This window comes from Neisseria sp. P0022.S010, from assembly GCF_051956635.1.
On sequence record NZ_JBQCXF010000007.1, the window covers coordinates 1 to 24,633 of the forward strand.

The following is a 24,633-nucleotide window of genomic DNA, read 5'->3' on the forward strand; positions in this document are numbered from 1 at the left end:
CCGCGCTATAAGCTGGAGCCGTTGTTTTGGCTGGCCGACCAGTTTTTTTACTTTATGTCCGCCATGCATGAAATGAAAACGGGAGAGCCACTTCCTTTTTGTTTCAAGGTTTATCCCAAACCGCTAAAAAAACCTATCGTTCACTATTACAAGGCCGTCTGAAAAAAGGTCGGCTTATCAAACCCGACCCTTTGGATTAAACCGGCAATGCTGTAAACGTGCCGTCTTCTCGTCTGTGTGCCATGCCAAGAGCAACCTGAAGATTTAAGTGTTCGGTCAATTCAGGCAATGTAATGCTGAAGCCTTGCTCTTCCAATAGATCTTTTATTTCTGATGGTGTGTATCGGCCATTTTCGAGGATTTTTGCAAGTGAGTAATCGATATTCATATTGTATTTCCTTGTAAACTTTGCAGCAGATTGATAATTTGAGGAGATGTAACAGCGTCGATGGCTTTCTCGGTAAATTTTGCCAATGCGACATCTCCCATTTTGCTTAAGATAACCTTTAGCTTGCTTTTTTCTTCCGGAGGGATATCTGCTTGGTCAATTTTTGTATTGAGCAAAGCTTGAATAGTGTCACTGTGTAGTTTGACTGTGACAACCCCAAGAATAGCAGAAAGGCCGCCATCATCCATAAGGAAGTCTATGCCTTTGGCCGTGATTTTAACAGTAGCGGTTATGAGAGTCTCATTGTCGAAGACAACCAAGCCATGTTCGGCTAAATATTGCAGATTTGCGGATTGTTTTAATACAAACGAAGCATCTTCTTCTGCTTCTATAACACCACTAGTTTGGGCGATAGCGGCATTTATATAGTAGTCATAAGTAATACTGTCTGGATAAACCTTATAAAGCTCTGACAAAAATTCGTGTTGCAGGTTTCTGTCTAACCAATCCATTTTGAGCGCTCCATATGAAAAATAAAGAATTCCTCAAATCCCTTGCCGAACTGGCCGCCAGCCTGCGCCAAGTCATCGAAGCGGAAGTGGACGGCTTCGATGCGTCGTCCAAGGCTATTGCTGCACGCCGTGCCAAGGTGTTTGACCCGGTAGGCGGTTACGAATATTTCGTAAATACCTACTTCCCCCATTATATCCGCTCGCCTGAGAAATCCGAACTGCATGCGTTTTTATTCAGCCGTCTGCCGGAGATTATCCGCTCCCCTAAAGGGGAAAATGAGGCGGTGGGTGCGCCGCGCGGCGAGGGTAAATCGACGCAGGTTACTCAGTTGTTTACGCTGTGGTGTATCGTGACCGGCCAAAAACATTATGCGGTCATCGTCATGGACAGTATCGACCAGGCATATCCAATGCTGGAGGCCATTAAGGCAGAACTTGAGTTTAACCCGCGCCTGAAAACCGACTTCCCGGAAGTCTGCGGGCAAGGCCGTGTATGGCAGGCCGGTACGATTGTGACGGCCAATGACGTTAAAGTCCAAGTGGCTGGTAGCGGTAAAAAGCTGCGCGGTTTGCGTCACGGCCCTTACCGTCCTGACTTAACTGTTTTGGACGATATTGAGAATGACGAGCAAGTCCGCAACCCGGAACAGCGCGACAAGCTCAATGCGTGGCTGACTAAAACGGTATTGCCTCTGGGCGGGGTCGGCCAGAAATACGATGTGATCTATATCGGCACGATTTTGCATTACGACAGCGTACTGAATCGTACTTTGAATAACCCGTTTTGGCACGGTATTAAGTTTAAGGCGATGAAACGCTGGCCCGACCGCATGGATTTGTGGGACCGCTGGGAGGAACTTTTCCGAAACGACGGCGAGACGGTGGCCGAGGCGTTTTATCAGGCAAACAAAGACGAGATGGAGCGCGGCGCGCAAACAAGCTGGGCGGCTCGCGGCGTATTGGCATTGATGAAAATCCGTGCGCGTGACGGCCATGCGACATTTGACAGCGAGTATCAAAACGACCCAGTCAGCGGCGAAGATGCGCCGTTTGCCGAAAACATCAAATACTGGTCGGAGTTGCCGGACGATTTGGTGTACTACGGCGCTCTAGACCCATCATTGGGTAAAGCGGGTGCGGGGCGCGATCCGTCGGCAATTTTGGTCGGCGGTTATCAGAAATCAACAGGCCGTTTGTTTGTAACTGTTGCCCAAGTCAAAAAACGCCTGCCCGATTTGATTATTGAGGACGTGATCCGCATCCAAAAAGAGGCGCGGGTCAAGCCGGTGTTGTGGGTGGTGGAGACGGTGCAATTCCAAGAGTTTCTCAAGGATGAGCTGATTAAGCGCGGGGCGCGTTCGGGTGTGCATATTCCGGTGCGCGGTATCAAGCCGTCTTCGGACAAGATGTTGAGGATTGAGACCTTACAGCCGCATATGGCAAACGGGCTTATTCTGCTCAACCCCGACCAAAAGACCTTAATCAGCCAGTTGCGCCATTTCCCGAAAGCCGACCATGACGATGGCCCCGATGCGTTGCATATGCTGTGGATGGCGGCAACGACGGGCAATGTATCAAACAGAGCGCGGGCGATTGATTTGCCTGTGCCGATGTTGGAGATTTAACAATGTGTGATGGAAAACGTATAACCGCTCGTGAAAAAGAGCTGACAGAGGATGTTGAGTACCTCGAGCGTGGTTTGGATAAAGCGATTGCACATCTGCAAGAGGTTGTCTCCTGCTATAAGGCTGGGCGGCTATTAAATCTACATTTTATTGTCGCTGAAATTGAAGGTTTTTTGACGGCTCGCGGCGAAGAGTATTGATTTTAAGGTCGTCTGAAAACGGTTTCAGACGACCTTTGGAGTAAGAAAATATGTTCGGATTGATTAAAAGCGCAACACGGAAAACCGCCATCAAGACATTGACGAGCGCGACGGAAGATGCGTTGGAAAGCCTGTTTTCAAATATGGAAGGCACGGACTCTCTACTATCTCGCCTCGGCGTGGACAGACAGCAGGCGTTGGACGCGGTATCGGGCGACGATGAGGTCGCCGCCTGTTTGGAGGATTTGCATTCCGCCATGCAGAACAAGGCGTGGCGCATTTATGGCGAGGACTTGAGCGACGAAGACAAAGACCGTCTATGGAAAACGCTGAAACGCCATCTGCCCGCACTTGCCGAAATCGTGTTGACGGCGCGTTTGGGCGGCTATGGTGTCGGTCGGTACGTTTATCAGCCCGAACCCGACGGCTTTTTGACGATTAAGCATATCAGCAACAAAAGCGGCGAATTGGCGAAATACGTTCCCTACCGCGACGGCTCGCTGGTGTATCGCGGCAGCGGTGGCGAGGAAGCCTGCAATACGGACGTGCTGTATCTCTTTATTACCCACCGCGCCACTTCAACCAATCCTGCGGGCGAAATGGCGGCGGCGCGGCTGTATGCGCCGGTTGCGTTGCGTAAAAAAGGCTTTGTCTATGCGGCGCAATTTATTACGCGCTACGCCCAGCCTTATCTGATTGCCAAAATCCAAGCCAACAGCAACGACGACCACGACAGCTTCATGAGCCGATTTTACCGCTTTGTTTCCGGCGGCGCGTTGAGTATCGAACGCGAAGACGATGTAATGATGCTGCAAAACAGCGCGGATGGTCAGGCATTCCGCCGTCTGGAAAACCTCGCCAATGCGCGCATCCAAAAAACGCTGTTGGGCAAGGTCAAAACCAGCGACCTTGAGACCGCCAGCCGCGCGAGCCAAGAGACCGAAGAAAACAACCGCGACGAGCGTATTGGCGCGTATCTCGCTCTGCTCTCCCGCGCTGCACAGCACTTTATCGACGCGCTCGTGATGGTCAACAACGCCTACGGCAAGCCGATTAATGCGCCCAAAGGCGTATGGTTTGAGTTTGAAGAAGAAATCAAGGTCGATAAAACCCGCGCCGAACGCGACAAGATGTATATGGATACGGGGCAGCTCGTTTTGACCGAAACCTACTACCGCGACATCTTGGGCTTTGAGCCGGAGCATTTCGAGCTGCGCGACCCTAAAACGTCGTCTGAAAACCCTGCGCCTGCCAAATTCAGCCTGCGACTGTCTGACGGCCTTGCCCGTAATGCGCCTGATACGGCGGAGCAGGCAATCGCCCGACCGAAGATGGAGGCGGTGTTGGGTTTACTGGAAAGCTGCAAAGACTACGCCGAATTTGAGGCGAAGCTGTCCAAACTTGATTTGAGCCAGGGAGACAATCTCTTAATTCAGCGTTTGGTTTCAGACGGCCTTTCGGCTTGGGCTGACGGAGCGGACGATGGACGGGATTGAATACAACTTCTCAGGGCTGGTCGATAAAGCCGCTTTCGAGCATTTCAAATCCAAGAAAATCCTTGCGGGTTTCAGTCATTACGACGTTTGGCTATATCAACACAGCCTTGCCTTTACCGCCGCCAAGATGATGGACGCGGATATGCTTGCCGAAGTCAAAGACGCCATTGAATCCGCGCAACAAAACGGCACGGCGTTTGCCGATTTTAAAAAGCGTTTAAAACCATATTTGATGGCGAAAGGCTGGTGGGGCGAGCAAGTGATGACCGACCCGCTGGACGGCGAGCCGAAATTGGTACAGCTCGGCAGTACACGTCGTCTGAAAACCATCTTCAACACCAATATGCAAACCGCCTTTGCGGCGGGGCAATGGCAGCGGATTCAGGCAAATAAAAAAGCCTTGCCGTATTTGCGCTACAACCATTCCGCCGCCGGGCATCCGCGCGACAGCCATAAACGCTACTACGGCTTAGTCCTGCCGGTTGACCACGACATTTGGAAAGTCATCTTTCCGCCCAACGGCTACGGCTGTAAATGCTCGGTGTCCGCCCTGACCCGTCGGCAGGCGGAGCGCGAGGGCATCAGCGGCGAGCCTGATGTGGATATGGTCGAGTTTACCAATCCGCGCACAGGCAAAACGGTATTGATTCCCGACGACATCACGCCGAGCTTTGCGCACAACCACGGCGACCGACTGGGCGCAATGGACGCGCTGTTTGGCGAGAAAAACGGCGAAGAGGCACTGGCCGCCATGATTGCCGAGCGTGAGGCGTGGCTGGACAAGCGGTATAGCGTGCCGTCTGATAAAGTGGCGGTGTTGGCTTTGTCAGACAAGGTGTCGGAAAAAGAAGTGCGTAGGCTGACAAAAGAGCAGTCTGCCAACAATACCAAAGACCACGAAGCGAGAGCTGCGGCAGCGTGGCAGGCTGAAACGGGCGACAGGCTGGAAGTGTTCGATTTGGCGGTAGAAAAAGGCAAAGGACAAGCCGATTATCTGATTGTTTCAGAAGACCTGCCTCGTGAGCAATGGGTAAAACTGGATTTTATGTTTACCGAAAATCCCGAACGTGCGGAATTGATGAACCGTTATTTTGCGCACACCGCCGACGCATGGAAAGGGAAGGTTGACAATATTCAAGAGCATTTCAACAAAGCCGATATTGTCCCGCTTGATTTGCGCCATCTGAATGCGGTAAACCGGCATAAATTGTTGCAGTATGTGTTATCATTGCCAAAAGAACAGCGGGATAAAGTCCGCTTATTGGTAAAAATATCGGAGTAAGTCATGCCGTCTGAACTGTATGTCAGCCGCGAAGTAAAAGTATTTTTAGGCGGGAAAACCGCCCCGTCCGAATTATTGGACTATCTGTACCCGCGTCTTGCCGAAATCGACAAGGAGGCCGCCGAGCAAATGCAGGGCGAGTTTTCGGGCTGCGTTTTTTCGATTGCGGATTTATCCGCGGAGGCATTCGCCCGTGTATGCGGATGGATACTTGAGGCTGCTGAAAAGTCCGAGTGGATTAAGCCTTACAAGTCCGATTTAAAAGCCGCGCTTGAAGCCGATCCAAGATTCAAGTCTATATAACCCAAAGGCCGTCTGAAACCGATTCAGACGGCCTTTTTTATAACCGCTCAAATTTCGCGTTTTAGCGCGTTTAAATGCTTTGGGTAAGCAAAGATATATCCAGCATTTTAAAATCAATCCTAGAGGCTTCTAAAAAGCCCCTGAATCGAATTTTAAATAGATGAACCGCGCAAGGCCGTCTGAAACCTGATATTCGGGTTTTAGGCGGCTTTTGCATTTGGATTGGGAAGTGAAATCCTGCCGTCCGTCTTTTTGAACTTGGCAAGGCAAAATGGAGCAATGGATACGAACAACACCCCCCTCAATATCAAATTGTCCGCCGCGCTGCCGGTTGCCTTGGCGACCCGTGCGGATGATGTGCGCACCTTTAAGGGTGTCGCCAATTCGGGCAAGCCGTTCGGCTACGGCGGTTATCAAACCGTCGTCGATTTGGCTCAGTTGTCGCACAAAGCGTCCGTCCCCGTCCTGCTGGAGCATTCGCCGCTAAAAATGGCGGGCGTGTGCAGCCTGTCGGTAACGGCGGACGGCCTGATTGCGGAAGGCAGTCTGTTGTCCAACGAGTTTGGCACGCAGATTGCCGAAGCCGCCGACCAAGGTTTCCCTTGGGAGATGTCGGTTTACGCGCAAGCGGAATCCTACGAGGAGCTGGCGGCGGGCGCAGTATTGTCCGTCAACGGCAACGAGGTAACCGGGCCGGCCGTCATCCTGCGCCGTTGTGCGATACGCGAGGTGTCGTTTACCGCCGTCGGCGTGGACAGCGAGACGGAGGCGGTGGTGTTGTCGGACGGCAGTCCATTGCCGGATATTTTTAAACAACCTTTGGAGTTATCTATGACACCCGAAGAAAAGCAAGCGTTTGACAACCTGAAAGCGGAAGTCGATACGCTCAAGGCTGAAAAAGCCGAAACCGAGAAAAAGCTGAAAGAAGCCGAAGCGGCTGCCAAGAAAAACCAAGTCAAGGCGAAATTGTCCGCCGCCGGCTTTAAGGAAGGCGAAGACGGCAAGTTTGAAGGCTTGTCCGACGCAACCATGACCGTGCTTTTGTCTGCTGACATTGAAGCGGCAGAAGCCATGATTGCCGATTTGAAGCCGAAAGCCGCTCAATCTGCCGTACCACCCGCGCTGTTGAGCGAAGGCGCAGGCAAAGGCGCATCCGAAAACACCGGCGAGGCGGAGGGCAAGTTCTCCGTCGCCAGCCACAAAGGCTTATTGGGAGGCTCTTATGTCTAAAGCCAAAACCGAAATCCTCGGCCCTGCTATTTCCGATTTTTTGAAATATGAAGCGACGCCGTTAACGCGTGTGGCGATTGATGCTCCGCAAGGCACAAAAGCCGGTACATTTGTTAGTTGGACTTTCCGTAACGGGGGCAAGCTGCTGGCATTGACAGATGAAGCCGACGGTAAAGTCATCGTACAGCCGCACAATTGCATCATCAATCTGAATCAATGCTTAGACGCTGAAATTCGTGCAGGTGCATCGAAATTATCAAGCAATGTGATTGAGCAGCTGAATAAAGACGGCGATCCATACGGCATCGTTTATTTTGTAAACCGTACTGTCAATTCGAGTAGCGACAGCCTGTAACCATAAGGAAAAAATATGCCTTTATCTGATAACAGCAAATTCGGCGTGCAGGCTTTGACCACCGCCATCAACAAAATCGACCCGGGCGCAAGCCAAATCCGTGAACTGGGTATTTTCGAACCCGAATATCTGACCACCACCTACGCCGACATTGAGTTCCAAGACGGCAAAGTCCACTTGGTAGCCAGCAAAGAGCGCGGTACGGCCGGACAGGCGGTCGAAAGTCCGAAACGCACCGTGCGTACCGTCAAAATCCCACACCTTCCGATTCATGACGTCATCCGTGCCGATGACGTACAAAACCTGCGTGCTTTCGGCACGACCCAAGCCGCGACCGTCATGGACAAGGTCAACGAAAAGCTGGCCGGCGGCAAATCCGACCTTGAATACACCCGTGAGCACCTGATGCTCGGCGCGTTGCAAGGCAAGATTTTGGATGCGGACGGCAGCGTGATTTTGGACATCAATACCGATTTCAAAGTGCAGCGCAAAACACAAGACATCGAATTGTCGAAAGACACGACCAAAGTCGGCGCGGTATTGGACAAGCTCTTGTCCGAACAACGCCAAAAATTCAACGGTGCGCAAGTGCGCGGCTGGGTTGTCTATTGCGGCATGGAGTTTTTGAGTGCGCTCAAAGAGCATAAGTCTATCTTCGAAGTGTACAAACGCTTTGACGAAGCACGCGCCTACCGCGAAGGCGATACGCTCAATCCGACCGAGTTTGTCCACAAAGGCATCCGCTTTATCGAGTATGCCAACCATTTCGGCAGCGACGCCGACATCGGTGCGGACAAAGCCATTCTGCTGCCGGTTGGCCGCAATCTCTACAAAGAGTATTTCGCGCCTGCCGACATGAACGCCACCGTCAACACCCGCGCCCTGCCGTATTACGCCAGCCGCGAGAAATTGCAGCACGACAAAGGCTGGAGCCTGCATATGCAGTCCAATCCATTGCCGATTGCGCTGCGCCCCGAGTTGTTGGCAACGCTGACCATGTCTTAAACGGATTTCAGACGGCCTTTAAGGCAGTTTTAAAGGTCGTCTGAAAACGGAGGACGGCATGATTACCATCCAAGACATGATTACCCGCTTCAGTGAGCAGGAAATGGCGGAACGGTCGAATCATGAAAACTACGAAACCATAGACGAAGCAGTGATGGCGGCGGCAATCGCCGACGCGGAAGAAGAAGCGGCAAGCTACCTTCGGGCGGCGAAACTGTTTTTTACCAACGACACTGCGCCGCAGGTTTTGAAAATCAAAGTCTGCGACATCGCCCGCTACTACCTCTACGACGACGCGGTAACGGGTATTGTCGAAGAGCGTTATCAGTCGGCAATCGCCTGGCTGAAGATGGTCGTCAAAAATCCGAATATGCTGGACGAAAACCGCGTATCGGATGACCGCAGACCGTCAACGTGTGCCGTTTATGTGAATGCCGAACCCGATTTGCGGGAATGGCTGAAGGAGTAGGCAATGCGGATTACGGTATCGCACGACTTGTCGCGTATCGCCCAAAGCCTGAACCGCCTGTCGGGCAGGTTGAACGGCAGCCTTGAAGAGCCTTTGCGCGCTATCGGCGGCATCCTCGAATCTTCGACCCGCCGCCGTATCGCCGAAACCAAAACCGCGCCTGACGGCAAACGCTGGCAGGATGTCAGCCCTGCTACGGCAGAAGCCAAAAACGGACGCGGCGGGATTTTGGTGGATTACGGCAACCTCTTGGCAAGCATTACGCACGAGGCATCGGCAAAAAGCGTGATTACCGGCTCAATCATGGGCTACTCGGTTTATGTGCAGGAAGGCACGAAAACCATGCCTGCCCGCCCGTTTTTGGGCTTATCGTCGCAAGATTATCAGGACATTGACGATTTAATGTCCGATTGGCTGGAAGGATTGATTGTCTGATATGGCTTTAAAACAGCATGAAAACTTATTGGCGGTCTATCCCGAAATCCTAGGTCGTCTGAAAACCGTCAAAGGCATTAAGGCGGTCAAGGAAATCGGCGAACTTGCCGAGCTGCTCGCCCAAGGCGCGGCGAAGCGCAAAGCTGCCCCGCTGGACGGCGCGGTCTATGTCGTTTACGGCGGCTCGACCTTTGCCGACGAAGCGAAAAACGGCAAATTCCTCAAATCGACGCTGCACTTTACCTTTGTTCTCGCGCGAAGCTATACCGCCAACGGCAAATCCACGCTGTACGAGGTCGGCGAGACCCTGACGGCAATCCAACGGGCGTTTTCTGGCTGGGACGCTGGCGACGAATATGCCGTTACCCCTTTCCGCCGCATCGCCTCGCCATCCATCGAATACAACGACGGCTTTGCTTTTTACCCTATTTCATTCGCCTGCGACACCGTGCAGGCGGCAAACTAAAGGAGCTGCCACATGGCAAAACAAAACGACCACGGCTTAATCTTTGAGGGCGACGTCAAGGTACGCAACCTCAATCAAAAAGGCTCAGGCTTTATCGAAATCGGCAATACCACCGCCCTGACCACGCAGACCAGCGTGGAAACCAAAGAGCGCGTGTCCAAGCAAAAAGGCACTTACGGCAGCGCACTCGACAGCCTGAAAACCGTCAAGCCTACCGAAATCGGCTTGAAGCTCGACACTTTCGATAAAGACAACCTCGCGCTTGCCCTGATGGGTGAAGCCGCCGTCATCGCGGCTACGGCGCAGACCGTTACAGGCGAGACCGTAACCATCGGCAAAAAAGGCATGGCGTACAAACTGGCAAACGGCAACATCGATCCGGCTACCGTCAAAGTCAAAAACAAGTCAAACGTCAATGTTGATGCCAAGCATTTGGACATTAATGCCACCTTGGGCATGATTACCATCCTGACGGCCGCCGATACTGTCAATGATGGCGAAAACGTCACCGTCGAATACAAAACCCGAGATTCCGGCGGCTACAAAGTCTCTGCCGCTACCTTGTCCCGCTTGGACTTGGAAATCTACGTTGACGGCCGCAACCGCGTTACCGGCGAGACCGGCATTCTGCATATCCCCCATGCCGTACTGGCGGCGGACGGCAGTATCGACTGGTTCGGCGACGACTTCAACGAAGCCGAATTTAAAGGCACGGCAGTGTTGGCTTCGGGCGAGACTTCGACCTATTCCTTTACGTCGTACAACAACTAAAGATTCGGTAATAAACAAAGGCCGTCTGAAATTGGCTTCTGCGTGTAGGCGCAGCGGCGGCAGGTTTCAGACGGCCTTTTTTAAACGGGTTTTAAAACAGGATTAAATAATGGCGAATATTCAGGCAGGTTTAGAGATTAAGGCGGGCGTGTCCGGCGTTGAAAACATCGACGCGCTGGCGCAGTCCATCGAGGCGGCGGGCATCGATACGGGCAAGCTGACCACCGAAGCGAAAGAGCTGGGCGCAACGCTGGCCAAAGCACAAGCGCAACAGGCGGCAATTGCAGAATATAAGGCGTTGTCGGCGGAATTGGACAATACCGCTAAAGAAATGCGTGCACTGGACGAGCTGACCGCGACGTTGGAGAAATCCATGCGCGGTGGCGGTACGCAGCAACAGCAGGCCGATTTGGCGAAACTTCGCGCCGAATCCGAACGCCTGGCAAAAAGTGAAACCGAGCTAACGGGCAAGCTGTATGCCGCCCGCGATGCGATGTCGGTGTCTGGGGTGTCCGTCAAAAACCTTGCCGCCGAAGAGGCGCGCCTGTCGTCCGAATCCGCCGCCGCAACGGCGCAGCTCGACCGCCTGACCGCCGAAGCACAAACCCTAAAGGCGATCGCCGATGCCAAAATCCAGCTCGGCATCGATACCGACGACAAGGCGCGGCAGGAAATCCAAAAGACCAAAGACGCCTACGAATTGCTTAAAAACAGCGGCACACTCTCGCATGAAGAATTAGCCCGGGCGGCGCAGTTGCAGGAAGGCAAGGTGCGCGAACTTGAAGCCAGCCTGAAAGGCGTGAAGCCGTCTATTGCCGAGGTTGCTTCGGAGATTCAGGGCTTGGTTGGTGGTGCGGGCGGCTTGGCGTTTGCCACCCGCGAGGCGATGAAGTTTGAAACCGCTATGGCGGGTGTGAAAAAAGTCGCTGACGGTACGGACGAGCAGTACGTCCAACTTTCAGACGAGCTGAAGAAAATGGGCGCGGAATTAGGCATTTCCGCCGCTGAAATGGCCGAGCTTGCCGCAGCGGGCGGACAACTCGGCATTCCGATTGAGAAATTGTCGGAATTTACCGCTATTGCGTCCAAGATGTCGGTTGCCTTCGGCATGACCGCTGAAGAGGCAGGCAATGCCGCCGCGACGATTGCCAACGTGTTCCAACTTCCGATTGGAGAGGTGGAAAAACTCGGCGATGCCATCAACGTTTTGGGCAACAATACCGCCGCACGAGAAAAAGACATTGTTGCGGCGATGGCACGTATCGGCGGTACTGCCAAGCAGTTCGGTTTGGCTGCCGACGAGGCCGCCGCGCTTGCCGACGCATTTATCGCATTGGGCAAACCGCCCGAAGTGGCGGCGACCGCCATCAACGCCATGCTGCAAAAACTGCAAACTGCGCAAAGCCAGGGCAAAGGATTTCAGGCGGCCTTGGAAGGCATCGGTACGTCTGCCGACGAGATGGCAGCCAATATCGCCGCCAATCCGCAGCAGGCTTTAACGGACTTCTTGCACAAACTCGAAGGCTTGGACAAACAAAGCCGCGCCCTGATACTCTCGGAACTCTTTGGCACGGAATACAGCGACGACATTGCGCTTCTGGTCGGCTCACTCGGCGAATATGAAAAGGCTTTGGGCTTGGTAAACGATCAAGCTCAAATACAAGGCGCGATGCAGAAGGAGGCGGCAGCTGCATTAAATACTACCGAAGGGCAAATCAATAAGGCCAAGGCGGCAGTTTCCAATATGGCGGGAGAACTGGGTAATGCCTTATTGCCTATTTTAAAAATAACGGCATCCACAGTTGAAACGGTTGCAACGGCAATTAGCGATTTCACAAAAGATTTTCCGGTATTGTCAAAGCTGGCAATTTACTTTGCGGCCGCCCGTGTTGCAATGGAGGCGTATTCTGCAGTTGTGCGTCTTGGTGGTGCGACTGCGCTGAAAAGTTTGGTGTCTCAAAAAGCTGCTGTCGATGCGTTGACTGTTTCATATGGCAAAGCCGGTTTGGCGGCTAAAGAATATGGAATAAGTGCGGCGGCAGGTGCAGCGCAAACACGCGGCGTGAGTGGTTTGGCATCAGGACTGTCTGCGGTCGCCTCCCGATGGGGACTGATTGGGACGTTGGCGGTAACCGCCGGTGAAGCCCTCGGATCATTCATTCAGGACCTATACGAACACATCCCGGGCCTACGCGGTATTTTTGACGAGATAGCACGCCCGATCGCCATGATAGAGAGTCTGGTAACAACGGGAAGTTTGGATAAATATCACGAATTTTTCAAAACTGACGCTGAAATCAAGCGCGAGCTTGCAGAATCAAACAAAAAGGCTACTGAAGCTGCCGAAAAAGCCGCTGTCGCCAAGAAAAAAGCTGCCGAAGAAGAGGCAGCCGCCGTCAAAGCCCTGCAAGCCGAATATCGTGCGTCTGCAACAGAGTTGTCAGCGTTGGAGCACAGTATGGCCGCCTTGCGTGCAGACGGTCGAGAAGCCAGCGACTTTTACAGTGAACTGGCAATCAAGCTGGAAAACGTGCGTACCAAAACCGCCGAACTGAAAGCCGAACTTGATAAGAAAAACGTCAAAATCAGCGCAGATACGGGCGAGCTCGCCGCAGCACAAAAAGCCCTTGAGGCTTTGGGTTTGACGGCGGAAGAAGTAACCACCGGCATGAGCAAAAAGGCGGCGGAAGGTATTGCCAATTTTTCGCGTGTTGCCTCTCAGTTTGGTAATGATGCCGAGCAGATGGGCCGGGTGTTTCAGGCTGCGCTCAAGCAGATGGACAGCAAAGAATCAACTGATGCTCTTTTGGCTGAATTGGAAAAGGTAGGCAAACAATCCGGGCTGACGGCCGAAGAAATCAAGAAAATCGGAGATACGGCAAGGGAGTCGACGGACAAGGTTGCCGATGCCTTCGCCAAAATCGGCGTGGACAGTAAAGCCGTGATGACGGGCATCAGCAGTGATGCGCGGCAGGCATTCGCCGATTTTCAGACGGCCTCGACAGAAGCGGCGGCGGCCGGTCAAAAAGATGCCAAGCTGATACAGGCAGCCTTTGAGGCCATGATGGGCAAACTTAAAAGCAAGGAGGAATTTGCCGAGTTTCAACACCAGCTCAAAGCCAGCGGCGACGCGGCACTGTTGACGCAGGAGCAGCTTGCCCGGTTGGGCGATGCGGCTTCGGGCGGTGCGGAAAAGGCCAAAGCCGCCTATCAAGGGCTGAACGATACTGCCGCTAAAGCAGGCGAAGCCGCGAAAGCCGCGCATGACAAAGGCTCGCAAGCGGCGGAAAACCATGCCCAATCGGTCAGAAAAGTGGCGACAGCCAACAAAGAGGCGGCAGTGGAGGCAGACAATGCAGCAAAAGCGGCGGCAAATGCGTCTAAATCGTTTAGTGATTATGGCTACCGTCTGACGCAAACGGCTGGATTTTATAAGCTCAATAATGAGCAGCTGGATTTAATGAACCGACAGTTTTCCGGGATTAAGTTGGGCATGGAGGCCACATTCCGCACTGCTCAGATGAAAGAGTACACGCAACAGATTTACAACGCGAATACCGCGATGCAAAGGCTGACCAATGCTTCTGCTCAAGGCGCAGTGACACAGGATATCTTGAACGATGCGGCCAGCGCGGCATCTCGTGCTGCCGATAAATTGGGGAATACTGAGCTGACAAAATTCCGCAATGCGATATCCGATGCCCAACGCCGGCTGAATGCCCTGCGTCAAGAAGCACATGATGCAACCCGCGCGCTTGAGGCCGAGCTTGCCGAGCTTAATGGTAATACGGAAGCGGTTTATTCTTTGCAGCAAGAAAGAAAAATCCGTGAGCTGCAACAAAAACTCGACAATGCCAACCGCCTCAAACAAACCGACGTTGCGCGCGAATATCAGCGTCAAATCGATTTGCAGCAACAGATTTACAACAGGCAGCGCAGCAAGCGCGCCGAATCTGCCGCGCAAGAGCAAGTCCGCAACCAAGGTTCGTATGGTAACAGTAATGCCGCCCAGCGGTTGCAACAAATCGGCAATACGCAGGTTAATATCGACCCGGAAAAGCTTAACCAAATTTTGGCGCAGCGCGACCAAGCGGTTGCCGAGAAAGCTGTTAACGGTTTTATGAATAGTTTACAAGCTTCATTAAAGCGCACGACCTAATTCAGACGGCCTGCAAACATCTGACTGCAACCATGCCAAGCCCCGATTTTCGGGGCTTTTGTTTTAATAGGGTTTTGAGAAAAATACGCAAAGGCCGTCTGAAATGGCAAATCAAGAATGGACGCTGAAACGGAAAGACACCGGCGTGGCCGTACATCTGCCGCAGGATATGCGCTGGGACGATGAATTTGAATGGAACAAGGTTGCGCAGGCCGCTCCGCAGCGCACCTTGTCGGGCGGATTGGTCATCCAACAAGGCATTAAGGCAAACGGTCGTCCGATTACGCTGTCGGGCGATTGGGTATGGCTTGATTTAAGTATCTTGCGTACGTTGCGCGACTGGACGGACGTCCCCGAATTGGAAATGACGCTGACGCACTACGACGGCCGCGAATTTAATGTTATTTGGCGCACCCACAACGCGGCTTTGAACAATGTCGAGCCGGTGCATTACTCAACGCCGGAAACGGATAGCGAGCGATACACCGCCCAGCTCTGCCTGATGACGTTTTAAGGTCGTCTGAAAGTAGGTTTAAACAGGATTTAAAAAGGTTTCAAACATGGAAAAAACAACGCGCCTAACGCAGCAGGATTTGCAGATTTACCCCAGCCAGCGCATGACCGATACGCCTGACGGCGGCGGTTTGATGGTCGGCCAACCGCTGACCGGCGAGGATAACGAGATTTTCCCACCCGTCTCGGACGTTGACCGCACGATGGGCAGCCTGGACGCGCGTCTGCTGTACCCTGCCGTCTTGCGCAATGATTCCGAGCCGCTTTACGGCGGTCATTTTGTCATTACCGAGCCGCCGACCTCCGAAAACGTGTCTTTCTTGGCGTTTAAGGCGCGCAACTACGGCGAGAGCCGCGCGGATATTATGCCGCGCATTGAGGCGTATTCTGTGCCGACAGTGGAGAGCCGCATGACGTTATTGGGTCGCCATTTGGCAGGCGTTCGCCTTGTGCAGGCGTATCAGCGCGTAGAGGCTCCTTTGCCGAAGGTTGGCGAGCGTTATTGCCTGCAATATGAAGAAAAAACCAAAGATGTGACGCGCCGTATCACGGAGTATTTCCGCATTATCAACATCGAAGATGAAGTGCGAGTTTTTGAGATCCCAAAATCAAACGGTGAGGTCGAGGAAGTGCCGCGCCGTGTAGTCAAAATGGAAATCAGCAATCCGTTAACCCGAGATTTTGATGGTGTCGATTATCCGGTTAAGGGGTATGCCGCGCCTAAAGTTAAGATTTTGGAAACCCAAGTGGCAGATTCCGCGGCTTATTATGGCGTGAAACCTGTATCAGACGGCCTTTCGGCAGGAGATGCCACGCTGACGGTGTCTAGCATTTACGAAAAGCTTGTACCGACCTCGACAGTCGAGACACCTTATGCGGACGAATACCCGGTTCCCGGTGAAGCATGGGTCGCCGCTGCGCCGGAAAAGCAGCTTTTTGCGGGGCATGTCAATAGTGGAACCTTAACTTTGCCTTCGGCTGTTTTACCCGGCAGTATCAAGATTGGGAACTACACAGACAATGGCTTCGGTCAACTTAAAAGCGGGGACAATATCGTCAATGCCGATTACGCTCATGGGCGTCTGAGTGGTTTGCCGACAGGTTATTACACGGTAACTGCGGTTCCTGGTGCTAAATCATCATCCGCTCGATATGCTATTGCGGTAGAAATTAAAGAAACCAATCACGGTACATCATTTGCCCCTCTGCTTAGACCTAATCCTGCTTTGGGTAGTTTAAAAGTGTCTTTTATGGCTTTGGGCGTTTGGTATGTTTTGACCGATACAGGCGACGGCGTGTTACGGGATGAGGCCGGTAAAAGTGTAGGTACGGTATCGTCTGCAACAGGCAGTGTATTGCTTAATCTACCGTCTCTTCCGGATGTTGGCAGCCGCTTAGTGTTCCAATGGGGAGACTCCTCTGGTTTCACGTCTTTTGATGGCGGAAAGACGGGCGGAAATAATCTGCCCAAGGCTGCAAACGGGAAGTGCACTTATTCCCTGGGGCATTCGATTAAGCCGGGAACGCTGGTGCTTACTTGGCAAAATAACGGTAAGAAAAGAGCGCAAGACGATGGCGCAGGAAAATTAACGGGTGATGCAACTGGCAGCGTGGATTATTTGAACGGTACGATTAGATTGCCGGCTTATATTGACTCTACTTCAGTTGATTATGTTTGCGATGAGCCTGAACGCATTCAGGTTGGTCTTGCTGATGGGCGTGGGTTGACCGCAGAGGAAAAAGGAGAGATATGGAATATCACACTAGGTACGGCAGTACCGGATTGGCGCACTGTTTCTTTAACGGCTTTGGGAGGCTTTGAGGAATATACAAGTACAACCGTTTCAAACAGGTATTCTTGGGAATTGGCAGCATTGAGATAGGATAAGTAATGGGAGTAAAAACTGGTTCAGGCGGCTTTAAAATTGTATTGTCCGCCAACCCTGCGAAAAATGGCGAGTTTACAATCGGCGGTCGAATAGCCGAGGGTGTGAGTGGTGTAGGGTCGACAATGATCGTGCCTAAAGCGGTGTTACAGGTTACCGGTAATGAAAGATCGATGGTTGAACAAAATATTTTGGATACACCACATAAGTACCTAAAATCGCTTGAGACAAAAGAAATAAACCGTTATGGAAAAATAGTCAGTTGGTATGCAGATTACCTGACTAGTGATCCAGCTTCAATAAAAAAACGTCGTGGCAGCTTGAACGGCGGCTTGTTATTTAATGTTTTGAGCGACTTTGATCAAGGAAGCGTCTGTGTTTTTGATACCTGGTCATTTCATGACGGCGAGACAGAGATTATTGAGCGAGGCGGTACGCTTTATAAGAATTGGAATGCAGTACAAGGTTCGGGCGATGCAGTCGGTACGTTGACTGCTGACGGTAAAGTCATTATCAATGACCGTAATATTGCCTTCCTGAATCTTAAAATTACAGGCGGTATCGTACGCCAGCCACAGATCAAGGGTTATGGTTATGCAGGCCGCACACCTGCCGCGCCGGTCAAGCCTGAAAGCTTTACCGTTTACGCGGGCAATGGCGAAATTGTCGGCAGAAGCAACGCCGCAGGCGAAATTACCGGCGGCATCACAGGCAAAATCGACTACGAGACAGGCTTTTATGAAATCAAGCGCGATGAGGGTTTTTACCCCGAAGATTTACGCTACAACGCCGTGACCCAAGACAACCTGCCTTTGGATTCGTCGATTATCGGCATTGATGCAGTGCGCCTGCCTGCCGACGGACGCGTCCCTGTGTTCCGCAAGGGCGATATGATCGTGATTTCCAACCGCCTCAAGCAGGATTTGGGCAGCGCGTTTACTGCCGCTCAAAAAATCACGCTCAACCGTCAAAATATCGACCGCCTATGCTTGGTCGACAGCAAGGGCAAACACGTCCTCGCCGAGAAATACACGGCAGACCTCAAAGCGGGCAGCATTACTTTTGCCGAGCCGTTGGACTTGTCGCAATATACCCTGCCGCTGACGGCCGTGTGCGCGTGGGAAGAGGAAAACCGTGTGACCGGCGTCGATATTTCAGGCCGTCTGAAACTCCAGTTTGCGATTGGGCGCAACTATCCGAAGGAGCATACATTTGTGTCTTCCGCCCTGATCGGCGGCGATTTGCTGGTGCGCGCTACCGAGCCGTTTTCTCAGCAGGCATGGGACAATGTGTGGAGTGACGCGCAACGCGGGGAGCCTATTTTGGCGCGTACCAATGTCAAAGACTACCCGATTAAGTTGGCCAGCAACGGCGCAATTACCGAGCGTTGGCTGATTAAATTTATTACTGCAACCCAATTTGAGCTTTACGGCGAGCGGCTGGGCTTGGTCGCAAAAAGCGATACCTTGACCGATCTTGCGCCGACCAATCCGGCAACCGGCAAGCCTTATTTCACGCTCAAGGCGGCCGCATTCGGCGGCGGCTGGTCGGTGCAGAACTGTATCCGCTTCAATACCTACGGTACGCCGTTGCCTGTTTGGATTTTGCGCAGTGTCCAGCCTTCGCCGGACAAGCAAAACGGCCGCGATGGTTTTACCGCGTGTTTGCGCGGCAATACAGTGGCCGAATAAAAGATAAGGCCGTCTGAATAGGACTTTCAGACGGCCTTCATACCGTTTGTTTCTTTTTTATGCCGTTTGTTTTAGAATACATTATTTAAAATAAATATGGAGAATGAAATGGAAAACTATTACAAACTTCTTGGGATTATGTCATCTGCAACGGAAGAAGAGATTAAACGGGCTTTGAGGCGTGCTGCGGAGCGACAGAAACTTGAATTGGATGAGATAAGATGGTGTCGCGAGTATTTGCTGAATCCGGCGGCAAAGGCGGAATACGATAAAATCCTCCATGCCGAAAATCCCGATCTTGCCAAAGAAGAAAGCGAAAAAGCGAAAGAAAGAGAAAAGCTCAGACAGAAAAATAAAAAAAGCGGAGGGTCTGATTTCTTGAAATTGATCGGTACCGGGATTCTGGTTTCCATCCCGATGCTTTGGTTTACATTCAAAAACGGCGGCACGTCATCCAAGCCGAGCGTATATCAGGCACAATCAGCCTGCGAAAGCGCGGTAACGGGTATTTTAAAATCGCCTGCTTCGGCTGATTTCGGGGGATGGCAACGGCGTGAAAATGCCGATGGGACGTTTGAAATAAGCGGATATGTCGATTCGCAAAACAGTTTCGGGGCTATGTTGCGTGCGCAATTTAGCTGCTCCGTCGATGCAAGCGGCAGTCAGGCGACAATTACTTATTTCCGCTGAAATCAATAAAACAAAATAGAAACAAGCTATTGAGTGCAACTATGCCAAGCCCCGATTTTCGGGGCTTTTGTTTTAATAGGGTTTTAAATAAACCATTGAAGTAAAAAGAAAGGCCGTCTGAAATGTTTGATACGCAACGTGTGCCGGTAAAGGTTTACCGCTGGGATGACGAGGGTGCGCCGCAGGTTGAATCGGCGGCAGGCAGTATTAAAACGATTTTAAAAGCCTGCCTGGTTACCGGTTATGGCGAGGGTAATAAACGCAAGGACGCTCTAGGCTGGGAAATGGCGTTTGAAAAGGCGCAAGAAGCCTGTTTCCGCAGTATGCACCCGAAGGCGACAAAGTGGTGGCTGGGGGTGGATGATACGAAGTATTTGGCAGGCGGCGATAGAAATAGTCGTTATACCGATGTCTGTGGGATTTTGGAGCCGACATCTGCTACAGCGGGCAAGAAGGTTCAATATGTTTGGCGTAATTCGGATAGGGTTCGGTTTACTAGTGCCTATTATTCCGATAATAGTTTCAGATTGGAATGGGTTTTAGTAGGTCATGCACGTGCCTTTGCCCTTATTTTGCTGGGTCCGGATAATTCGTCCATCAGCCCTGTACTTTATTTTGGGGAGTTTCCAAGCCTGGCGGTGGCGGATGAGCATCAAAACCTATTGGGGCTGGGTGGGCCCGGAGACAGAAGATATTTTACTTTGAATGACACCAACGCATTTCATTGCTCGGCCATGCGCGATTACAAAGGGGATGCGCCAAATGCATTTTATTGTGGTGCTAATGTGGTTCAATCCTCTGTCCCTTACCCAAGTCCTATCAGTGGCGGCTTTACTGCTTCCGACCTGTATCTTTTTGAAGAGCTTAATGGCAGTAAATATGCGATTCGCGGCTTAGTTCCGGGTTTGATGCGGACCAACGAAGAGATGCCGAGTAACAGTGTTATTCCGCAAGGTACTGTTTACGATAATTTAGACAATTCCGGCGATGAATGGATGTATGCCAAAGTTTTTGGTAATCGTTCCGGCCTGCTGATCAACCTCACAGCCTGGGAGCTGTAAGCCATGCCGAATTATGTTTTCCGTAGCCGTCTTGCCGTTAAGCGCGGCAAGTTGCGTAGCAAAATCGTCAATCGGATTGGGCGAAACCGTGCAGTCAAATCGCCGCATTGGAAATACGGCGGCCACGGCTATATTGCCGGCGAAGGTACGGGTATTGTTACGGTGGGCGGCCAGCCGGCTTCGCGCCGTATTTATCTGTTTGCCCGGCCTAATATGTACTGCATCGCCGATACTTGGAGCGCGGAAGACGGCAGCTACCGCTTTGACCGGCTCAAGGAAGACGAGGAGTATTTGATGGTGGCGACGGATTATAAAAAGCAATACGAGCCTGTTTCTTATGATTTTATTAAGCCTTATGTCGAGCGTGACGGCGGCGGTTGAGGCCGTCTGAAATGTCTGAAGACAAAATTTATGATGATTCGGCGCGTATCCCTTTGCCTTTCGGCTTGGCGATTGGCTCCCGTCCGTCGTCCAGGCTCTTGCCGTTGGCGTTCAGACGGCCTTTACGCCATATTGAGGATGGCGGTGAGATTGTTCCCGATACGCCGCTTAAGCCTAATCCGTACCGCCCTCCGGATGGTTATGCGACTGTTTCGGGGGCATGGGGCTTTGTGCAGCAGGCGGTGTCAACGCAGGCGGTGTGCGCGGCCGGTCGTTATGATTTGGGCGACATGGCTGCCCAAGTGTCGGGGATAACGGCGGAGGCTGTCGGGGAGGCGGTTTGTTTTCAGACGGCCTTTTCGGATATGCCTGAGTTGGAAAGCTGCCTGCATGAAACGGTCGGCTTGTCTGACGTGGTTTCCGGGTGTATGCAGGCGGTGCAGGCCGGAATGGATGGTCTGGACGGCTGTCTGCATGATGCTTTCCCCGATGATTTGTTCTTAAGCGGCTGTAATGCAGACCGATCATCGGCAGGTCTTGGTGAGGCTTTGGCGGCGTGTTCGGAGAGTGTGTTTTCCGATGACGCGCCGGTGGACGATTGTTTGGTATCGGAGGTGCGCGAGGCGGCGGTATTGGCGCGCTGTGCGCATCCGCAAAGCCTTCCTGCTTTGGCTGTGCCTTGCGAGTATTATGAGATTCCGGTTGAGCCGGAGCCCGTCCCTGAAACTTATGTTTGCGGTATCCGCCCGCCTTCAAACCGTCTGCACCTGCGCTTTTACCGCAAAAAGATTGCACACGATGCGCGCCATATTCCACTGCCGTTTGCTTGTTTTGATACGGTAAGCACTCCTGTTTTAAACGGATATATCATGCAAAATATTATTAAGGCTACGGTTGACGGCCAGCCGATCGGGCTGTTTTCTGCTTCCTTTACGACGGACACTGCCGGTTATTGCTGGCAAGGCAGTTTGACTGTTTCGCCCGATGATTTTGCCAAGATTAATCCTGATGCCCGACCGAAAGGCGGGGAGGCTGAAATCGAGGTGCAAATCAATGCGGATACTTTTGTCATTATTGCCGAAGATTACAGCGACAACCGCCGCTTTGGGCAAAAGAGCTATATGGTAACCGGCCGCAGTGTTACCGCCCGTTTGGGCGCGGACTATGCGCCTAAAGGCCGCGGTACATACCGCAATCCGATTTATGCGCAACAAATCGCAACGGAGGTTTTACGCCCGACAGGTGTGGATTTGGACGGCTGGACGATGGTTGATTGGTTGATTCCGGGAGATGTGTATTCGTTGACCGATAAAACGCCGATTGCTGTTTTGCAAGAGCTGGCTCAAGCCGCCGGGGGATTTGTGGAGAGCGACCGCGCCCGACCTGTTGTCCGCTTTAAGCCTAAATGGAAAAAGGCTTCTTGGGAGGTTTCCGATGCGCCTGCCGATGTCAGTGTCCCTGTCAGCGTGATTTTCAGCATCAGCGGCCAGCGCAATGTATCGGAGCGTGCCAACGGGGTTTATGTTTGGCCGAGCCATAACAAGGGCAAAGGCGCGGATGTGTACCGCAACGGCAGCAACCGCGAGCCGCGTGCCTCCGCGCTGACCAATACGCTTTATACCGACCAACCGGTCTTGCTTGCCGCCGGTATCGCCGCTTTAAGCGAGACCGGTGTTCATAAGCGCGAAACGGTGTCTTTACCGGTATCGGATAAATACGCCATTCCTATGGCGAATTTAGGCGAGATTTGGCAAATCAATGAGCCTTCGGGGAGCTGGCAAGGCGTGGTGGTTGGTGTGTCGGTCGAAGTCAAAATCGAAAACGATGCGCCTGTCGTGACTCAAAATGTAACGATAGACCGCTATTTTGACGAATGATTAAAGCTGGTTTAAAGATGCTTTAAAGGCCGTCTGAAAGCCATGTTCAGACGGCCTTTTATCTTTTTGTTGAGGATAACAAAATGACTAATCTGTATCAAAACCTGACGGCACTGCTCAAGCGCGAACAGCGCGGCATTGCCAAAATAACGGGCGATTTGGGCGGCGGCTCATGGGCGGCGCAAACGCAAAGCGGCGGCAATCTTGTTTTAAGCGGGCAAGCCGCTTTAAATCAGCGCGTGTTTTATGATGTCTTGAGCAACCGTATCCTTGGGCAGGCTCCCGATACTACTGTTTTAGAGCTTGGTGTATAAGGCTAAGTGCAGTATAGCCAGGCGTTGCTTTCGTATAACGTCTTAAAATAATTATTATTATTATTATTTTGAAGAGGTTTTATGCGAACTGAAGTGTTGGGTGTCGGTATTGGCGACATTTTAAAATTTGAAGCCACTACCTTGACGCGTGTGAAGGTAAAAGTGTCTGAGGGTACGCGTGCCGGTGATTGGGTCAATTTCTCTTTGCGTGACAATAAATTAGTCGCGTTAACCGATGAACAGGACGGATACGCTCTTGTTCATCCGCACAACTGTATTATTGACCTGCGTTATTGCGCTAAACCTGAAAATATTTCTGATACCTTGCAGCAAGGCGACCGATTCGGCATTCAATATATTGGCGCACCGGTCGAGCATGAGCGTCATACCGTTATGCCGTCCGGCCCTGTTATTCCTCCGAAAGAGGCGGCACGCCCGGTAGCTCCTCCTTCCCCTCCTTCTGCATTGAAACGTAGCCTCAATTTCTTCGGCGACTCCACCAATGCACGTATCGGCGGTCAGGCTGTGAGTGTTGCCGCCGCTGAAAATCTGCCGGTTGTAAACAACGCACAGGGCGGCAGTCTGGCTGCGTATGCCCTAATGTCGATGAACGGCAGCCCGGTGGAAGTTACTTTTAAAGTCGATACTATTCCAGCTAAAGCAAATGGCGTGATGGTTGATGGCGAGTTGGTTTACGGCGAAGGCGTTACGCCTTTCAGTATGCACTCTACCGTCGTTATTATTGGCGATGACATCGAAGCGGTCATGACCGGCCAAACCGCTAATATTAAAGTCATTCCGCGCGATAGCCAGGCTCATAACGTTGTTCCGGGTAAAAAATATCCGGTACGCCTGAAAAACAGCGGTGGTGTCGATGGTATTTGCGTGTTGGCAACCGCAAAAAACGACATTAACGGCGCAAATGTCGGTAACTGGCAGACGGTTTTGGAGCGTATTAAAGGCTATGTTGAAAAATGTATTCAACAAGTTCAGCCTAAAGAGTCTCCCCGTTATATTGTCCTGACTGTATGGGCTGATAATAAGCCGGGTTGGGCCAAAGAAAACCACCCATACCGACATCAGCTCAAGGATCAATTTAATAATTGGCTCAAGTCTAAATATGGCAATAATGTCTTTGATATTGAGCAATATATTTTATCTGATCAGATTTGGACGGATAGCGGCCTCACGCCAAATGAGGCGGATAAAAAAGCGCAAACAGACGGCGTAATGCCGTTGTCACTCTCACAAGACGGCGGTGCCCATCTGCTTCCGGCGGTTGAGGCTAAAGTCGCTGAACGTATCATCGCAAAAGCGAAAGAGTTGCGCTATTTGTAGGCAAATATAAATAAAAGGCCGTCTGAATAAGGCGGCCTTTGGGAGGATTTTAAATATAAGTGGGACGGCGACGTAACAGTGCGGCAACACTGTTACGCCAGCCAAGCAGAGTATGCCTGCATTGACTTCTAAGGCCGCCTTAGTCTCTAGAGACCGAGGCATTCTATCTGATACAGGAGTGGATGC

24 protein-coding genes are annotated in these 24,633 nt (G+C 51.9%); 22 read left to right on the forward strand and 2 right to left on the reverse strand.

Annotated features, from left to right (window positions below; translation table 11 throughout):
* Nucleotides 1-196: 196 nt before the first annotated feature.
* Nucleotides 197-388: a hypothetical protein gene (locus ACTHUT_RS01730; protein WP_440385707.1), complete on the reverse strand. Its 192-nt coding sequence runs from the start codon at nt 386-388 to the stop codon at nt 197-199.
* Nucleotides 385-900: a hypothetical protein gene (locus tag ACTHUT_RS01735; protein ID WP_440385708.1), complete on the reverse strand. Its 516-nt coding sequence runs from the start codon at nt 898-900 to the stop codon at nt 385-387. The genes ACTHUT_RS01730 and ACTHUT_RS01735 overlap by 4 nt, the downstream gene beginning before the upstream one ends.
* A 14-nt stretch (nt 901-914) precedes the next feature.
* Here ACTHUT_RS01735 and terL point away from each other — a divergent pair, with 14 nt between their 5' ends.
* The 22 genes from terL (at nt 915) to ACTHUT_RS01845 (ending at nt 24,447) form a co-directional block, all read left to right on the forward strand.
* Nucleotides 915-2,525, forward strand: coding sequence for a phage terminase large subunit (terL, locus tag ACTHUT_RS01740; protein ID WP_440385709.1), 1,611 nt, complete (start codon nt 915-917; stop codon nt 2,523-2,525).
* A 2-nt stretch (nt 2,526-2,527) separates the two neighbouring features.
* Nucleotides 2,528-2,725: a hypothetical protein gene (locus ACTHUT_RS01745; RefSeq protein WP_440385710.1), complete on the forward strand. Its 198-nt coding sequence runs from the start codon at nt 2,528-2,530 to the stop codon at nt 2,723-2,725.
* 50 nt (nt 2,726-2,775) lie between these two features.
* Nucleotides 2,776-4,221 carry a phage portal protein family protein gene (locus ACTHUT_RS01750; protein WP_440385711.1) on the forward strand — a complete coding sequence of 482 codons (1,446 nt, stop codon included), beginning with the start codon at nt 2,776-2,778 and terminating at the stop codon, nt 4,219-4,221.
* Nucleotides 4,208-5,503 carry a phage minor head protein gene (locus ACTHUT_RS01755; protein ID WP_440385712.1) on the forward strand — a complete coding sequence of 432 codons (1,296 nt, stop codon included), beginning with the start codon at nt 4,208-4,210 and terminating at the stop codon, nt 5,501-5,503. Before ACTHUT_RS01750 ends, ACTHUT_RS01755 begins: the two co-directional genes overlap by 14 nt.
* Before the next feature lie 3 nt (nt 5,504-5,506).
* The gene (locus ACTHUT_RS01760) at nt 5,507-5,806 is read left to right on the forward strand and encodes a glycine cleavage system H protein (RefSeq protein ID WP_440385713.1); all 300 of its coding nucleotides are present in this window, start codon (nt 5,507-5,509) and stop codon (nt 5,804-5,806) included.
* A 279-nt stretch (nt 5,807-6,085) separates the two neighbouring features.
* Nucleotides 6,086-7,036 carry a hypothetical protein gene (locus tag ACTHUT_RS01765; protein WP_440385714.1) on the forward strand — a complete coding sequence of 317 codons (951 nt, stop codon included), beginning with the start codon at nt 6,086-6,088 and terminating at the stop codon, nt 7,034-7,036.
* Nucleotides 7,029-7,391, forward strand: a complete 363-nt coding sequence (locus ACTHUT_RS01770) for an oxaloacetate decarboxylase alpha chain (RefSeq protein ID WP_440385715.1) — start codon at nt 7,029-7,031, stop codon at nt 7,389-7,391. Before ACTHUT_RS01765 ends, ACTHUT_RS01770 begins: the two co-directional genes overlap by 8 nt.
* Before the next feature lie 15 nt (nt 7,392-7,406).
* Complete coding sequence (locus ACTHUT_RS01775; protein WP_440385716.1) at nt 7,407-8,396, forward strand: major capsid protein; 990 nt, start codon at nt 7,407-7,409, stop codon at nt 8,394-8,396.
* Between the two features lie 58 nt (nt 8,397-8,454).
* A complete protein-coding gene (locus tag ACTHUT_RS01780) occupies nt 8,455-8,865 on the forward strand; it encodes a phage protein Gp36 family protein (protein ID WP_440385717.1) in 411 nt (136 codons plus the stop codon).
* 3 nt (nt 8,866-8,868) lie between these two features.
* Entirely contained in the window at nt 8,869-9,300 is a 432-nt protein-coding gene (locus tag ACTHUT_RS01785; protein ID WP_440385718.1) for a phage virion morphogenesis protein, read from the forward strand.
* Between the two features lies 1 nt (nt 9,301).
* Nucleotides 9,302-9,766, forward strand: coding sequence for a phage tail terminator protein (locus tag ACTHUT_RS01790; protein ID WP_285070029.1), 465 nt, complete (start codon nt 9,302-9,304; stop codon nt 9,764-9,766).
* A 12-nt stretch (nt 9,767-9,778) separates the two neighbouring features.
* Nucleotides 9,779-10,537: a hypothetical protein gene (locus tag ACTHUT_RS01795; protein ID WP_440385719.1), complete on the forward strand. Its 759-nt coding sequence runs from the start codon at nt 9,779-9,781 to the stop codon at nt 10,535-10,537.
* Between the two features lie 109 nt (nt 10,538-10,646).
* Nucleotides 10,647-14,696 carry a phage tail tape measure protein gene (locus tag ACTHUT_RS01800; RefSeq protein WP_440385720.1) on the forward strand — a complete coding sequence of 1,350 codons (4,050 nt, stop codon included), beginning with the start codon at nt 10,647-10,649 and terminating at the stop codon, nt 14,694-14,696.
* A gap of 103 nt (nt 14,697-14,799) precedes the next feature.
* The gene (locus ACTHUT_RS01805; protein WP_063076042.1) at nt 14,800-15,210 is read left to right on the forward strand and encodes a hypothetical protein; all 411 of its coding nucleotides are present in this window, start codon (nt 14,800-14,802) and stop codon (nt 15,208-15,210) included.
* 46 nt (nt 15,211-15,256) lie between these two features.
* On the forward strand, nt 15,257-17,092 hold the full coding sequence (locus ACTHUT_RS01810; RefSeq protein WP_440385721.1) for a hypothetical protein: 1,836 nt from the start codon (nt 15,257-15,259) through the stop codon (nt 17,090-17,092).
* A gap of 8 nt (nt 17,093-17,100) precedes the next feature.
* Entirely contained in the window at nt 17,101-18,786 is a 1,686-nt protein-coding gene (locus ACTHUT_RS01815) for a hypothetical protein (protein ID WP_440385722.1), read from the forward strand.
* A 108-nt stretch (nt 18,787-18,894) separates the two neighbouring features.
* Nucleotides 18,895-19,476 carry a J domain-containing protein gene (locus ACTHUT_RS01820; RefSeq protein WP_440385723.1) on the forward strand — a complete coding sequence of 194 codons (582 nt, stop codon included), beginning with the start codon at nt 18,895-18,897 and terminating at the stop codon, nt 19,474-19,476.
* Between the two features lie 122 nt (nt 19,477-19,598).
* Entirely contained in the window at nt 19,599-20,537 is a 939-nt protein-coding gene (locus ACTHUT_RS01825; protein ID WP_440385724.1) for a hypothetical protein, read from the forward strand.
* A gap of 3 nt (nt 20,538-20,540) precedes the next feature.
* The gene (locus ACTHUT_RS01830; RefSeq protein ID WP_440385725.1) at nt 20,541-20,918 is read left to right on the forward strand and encodes a hypothetical protein; all 378 of its coding nucleotides are present in this window, start codon (nt 20,541-20,543) and stop codon (nt 20,916-20,918) included.
* Nucleotides 20,919-20,929: 11 nt separating this feature from the next.
* On the forward strand, nt 20,930-22,795 hold the full coding sequence (locus ACTHUT_RS01835) for a hypothetical protein (protein WP_440385726.1): 1,866 nt from the start codon (nt 20,930-20,932) through the stop codon (nt 22,793-22,795).
* A gap of 83 nt (nt 22,796-22,878) precedes the next feature.
* The gene (locus ACTHUT_RS01840; RefSeq protein ID WP_049323799.1) at nt 22,879-23,109 is read left to right on the forward strand and encodes a hypothetical protein; all 231 of its coding nucleotides are present in this window, start codon (nt 22,879-22,881) and stop codon (nt 23,107-23,109) included.
* A gap of 81 nt (nt 23,110-23,190) precedes the next feature.
* A complete protein-coding gene (locus ACTHUT_RS01845; RefSeq protein ID WP_440385727.1) occupies nt 23,191-24,447 on the forward strand; it encodes a hypothetical protein in 1,257 nt (418 codons plus the stop codon).
* Nucleotides 24,448-24,633 lie beyond the last annotated feature (186 nt).

Bases quoted from the DNA above. Each gene is read 5' to 3' on its own strand.
- ACTHUT_RS01730 (WP_440385707.1), bottom strand. From the start codon at position 388: ATGAATATCGATTACTCACTTGCAAAAATCCTCGAAAATGGCCGATAC.
- ACTHUT_RS01735 (WP_440385708.1), bottom strand. From the start codon at position 900: ATGGATTGGTTAGACAGAAACCTGCAACACGAATTTTTGTCAGAGCTT.
- terL (WP_440385709.1), top strand. From the start codon at position 915: ATGAAAAATAAAGAATTCCTCAAATCCCTTGCCGAACTGGCCGCCAGC.
- ACTHUT_RS01745 (WP_440385710.1), top strand. From the start codon at position 2,528: ATGTGTGATGGAAAACGTATAACCGCTCGTGAAAAAGAGCTGACAGAG.
- ACTHUT_RS01750 (WP_440385711.1), top strand. From the start codon at position 2,776: ATGTTCGGATTGATTAAAAGCGCAACACGGAAAACCGCCATCAAGACA.
- ACTHUT_RS01755 (WP_440385712.1), top strand. From the start codon at position 4,208: ATGGACGGGATTGAATACAACTTCTCAGGGCTGGTCGATAAAGCCGCT.
- ACTHUT_RS01760 (WP_440385713.1), top strand. From the start codon at position 5,507: ATGCCGTCTGAACTGTATGTCAGCCGCGAAGTAAAAGTATTTTTAGGC.
- ACTHUT_RS01765 (WP_440385714.1), top strand. From the start codon at position 6,086: ATGGATACGAACAACACCCCCCTCAATATCAAATTGTCCGCCGCGCTG.
- ACTHUT_RS01770 (WP_440385715.1), top strand. From the start codon at position 7,029: ATGTCTAAAGCCAAAACCGAAATCCTCGGCCCTGCTATTTCCGATTTT.
- ACTHUT_RS01775 (WP_440385716.1), top strand. From the start codon at position 7,407: ATGCCTTTATCTGATAACAGCAAATTCGGCGTGCAGGCTTTGACCACC.
- ACTHUT_RS01780 (WP_440385717.1), top strand. From the start codon at position 8,455: ATGATTACCATCCAAGACATGATTACCCGCTTCAGTGAGCAGGAAATG.
- ACTHUT_RS01785 (WP_440385718.1), top strand. From the start codon at position 8,869: ATGCGGATTACGGTATCGCACGACTTGTCGCGTATCGCCCAAAGCCTG.
- ACTHUT_RS01790 (WP_285070029.1), top strand. From the start codon at position 9,302: ATGGCTTTAAAACAGCATGAAAACTTATTGGCGGTCTATCCCGAAATC.
- ACTHUT_RS01795 (WP_440385719.1), top strand. From the start codon at position 9,779: ATGGCAAAACAAAACGACCACGGCTTAATCTTTGAGGGCGACGTCAAG.
- ACTHUT_RS01800 (WP_440385720.1), top strand. From the start codon at position 10,647: ATGGCGAATATTCAGGCAGGTTTAGAGATTAAGGCGGGCGTGTCCGGC.
- ACTHUT_RS01805 (WP_063076042.1), top strand. From the start codon at position 14,800: ATGGCAAATCAAGAATGGACGCTGAAACGGAAAGACACCGGCGTGGCC.
- ACTHUT_RS01810 (WP_440385721.1), top strand. From the start codon at position 15,257: ATGGAAAAAACAACGCGCCTAACGCAGCAGGATTTGCAGATTTACCCC.
- ACTHUT_RS01815 (WP_440385722.1), top strand. From the start codon at position 17,101: ATGGGAGTAAAAACTGGTTCAGGCGGCTTTAAAATTGTATTGTCCGCC.
- ACTHUT_RS01820 (WP_440385723.1), top strand. From the start codon at position 18,895: ATGGAAAACTATTACAAACTTCTTGGGATTATGTCATCTGCAACGGAA.
- ACTHUT_RS01825 (WP_440385724.1), top strand. From the start codon at position 19,599: ATGTTTGATACGCAACGTGTGCCGGTAAAGGTTTACCGCTGGGATGAC.
- ACTHUT_RS01830 (WP_440385725.1), top strand. From the start codon at position 20,541: ATGCCGAATTATGTTTTCCGTAGCCGTCTTGCCGTTAAGCGCGGCAAG.
- ACTHUT_RS01835 (WP_440385726.1), top strand. From the start codon at position 20,930: ATGTCTGAAGACAAAATTTATGATGATTCGGCGCGTATCCCTTTGCCT.
- ACTHUT_RS01840 (WP_049323799.1), top strand. From the start codon at position 22,879: ATGACTAATCTGTATCAAAACCTGACGGCACTGCTCAAGCGCGAACAG.
- ACTHUT_RS01845 (WP_440385727.1), top strand. From the start codon at position 23,191: ATGCGAACTGAAGTGTTGGGTGTCGGTATTGGCGACATTTTAAAATTT.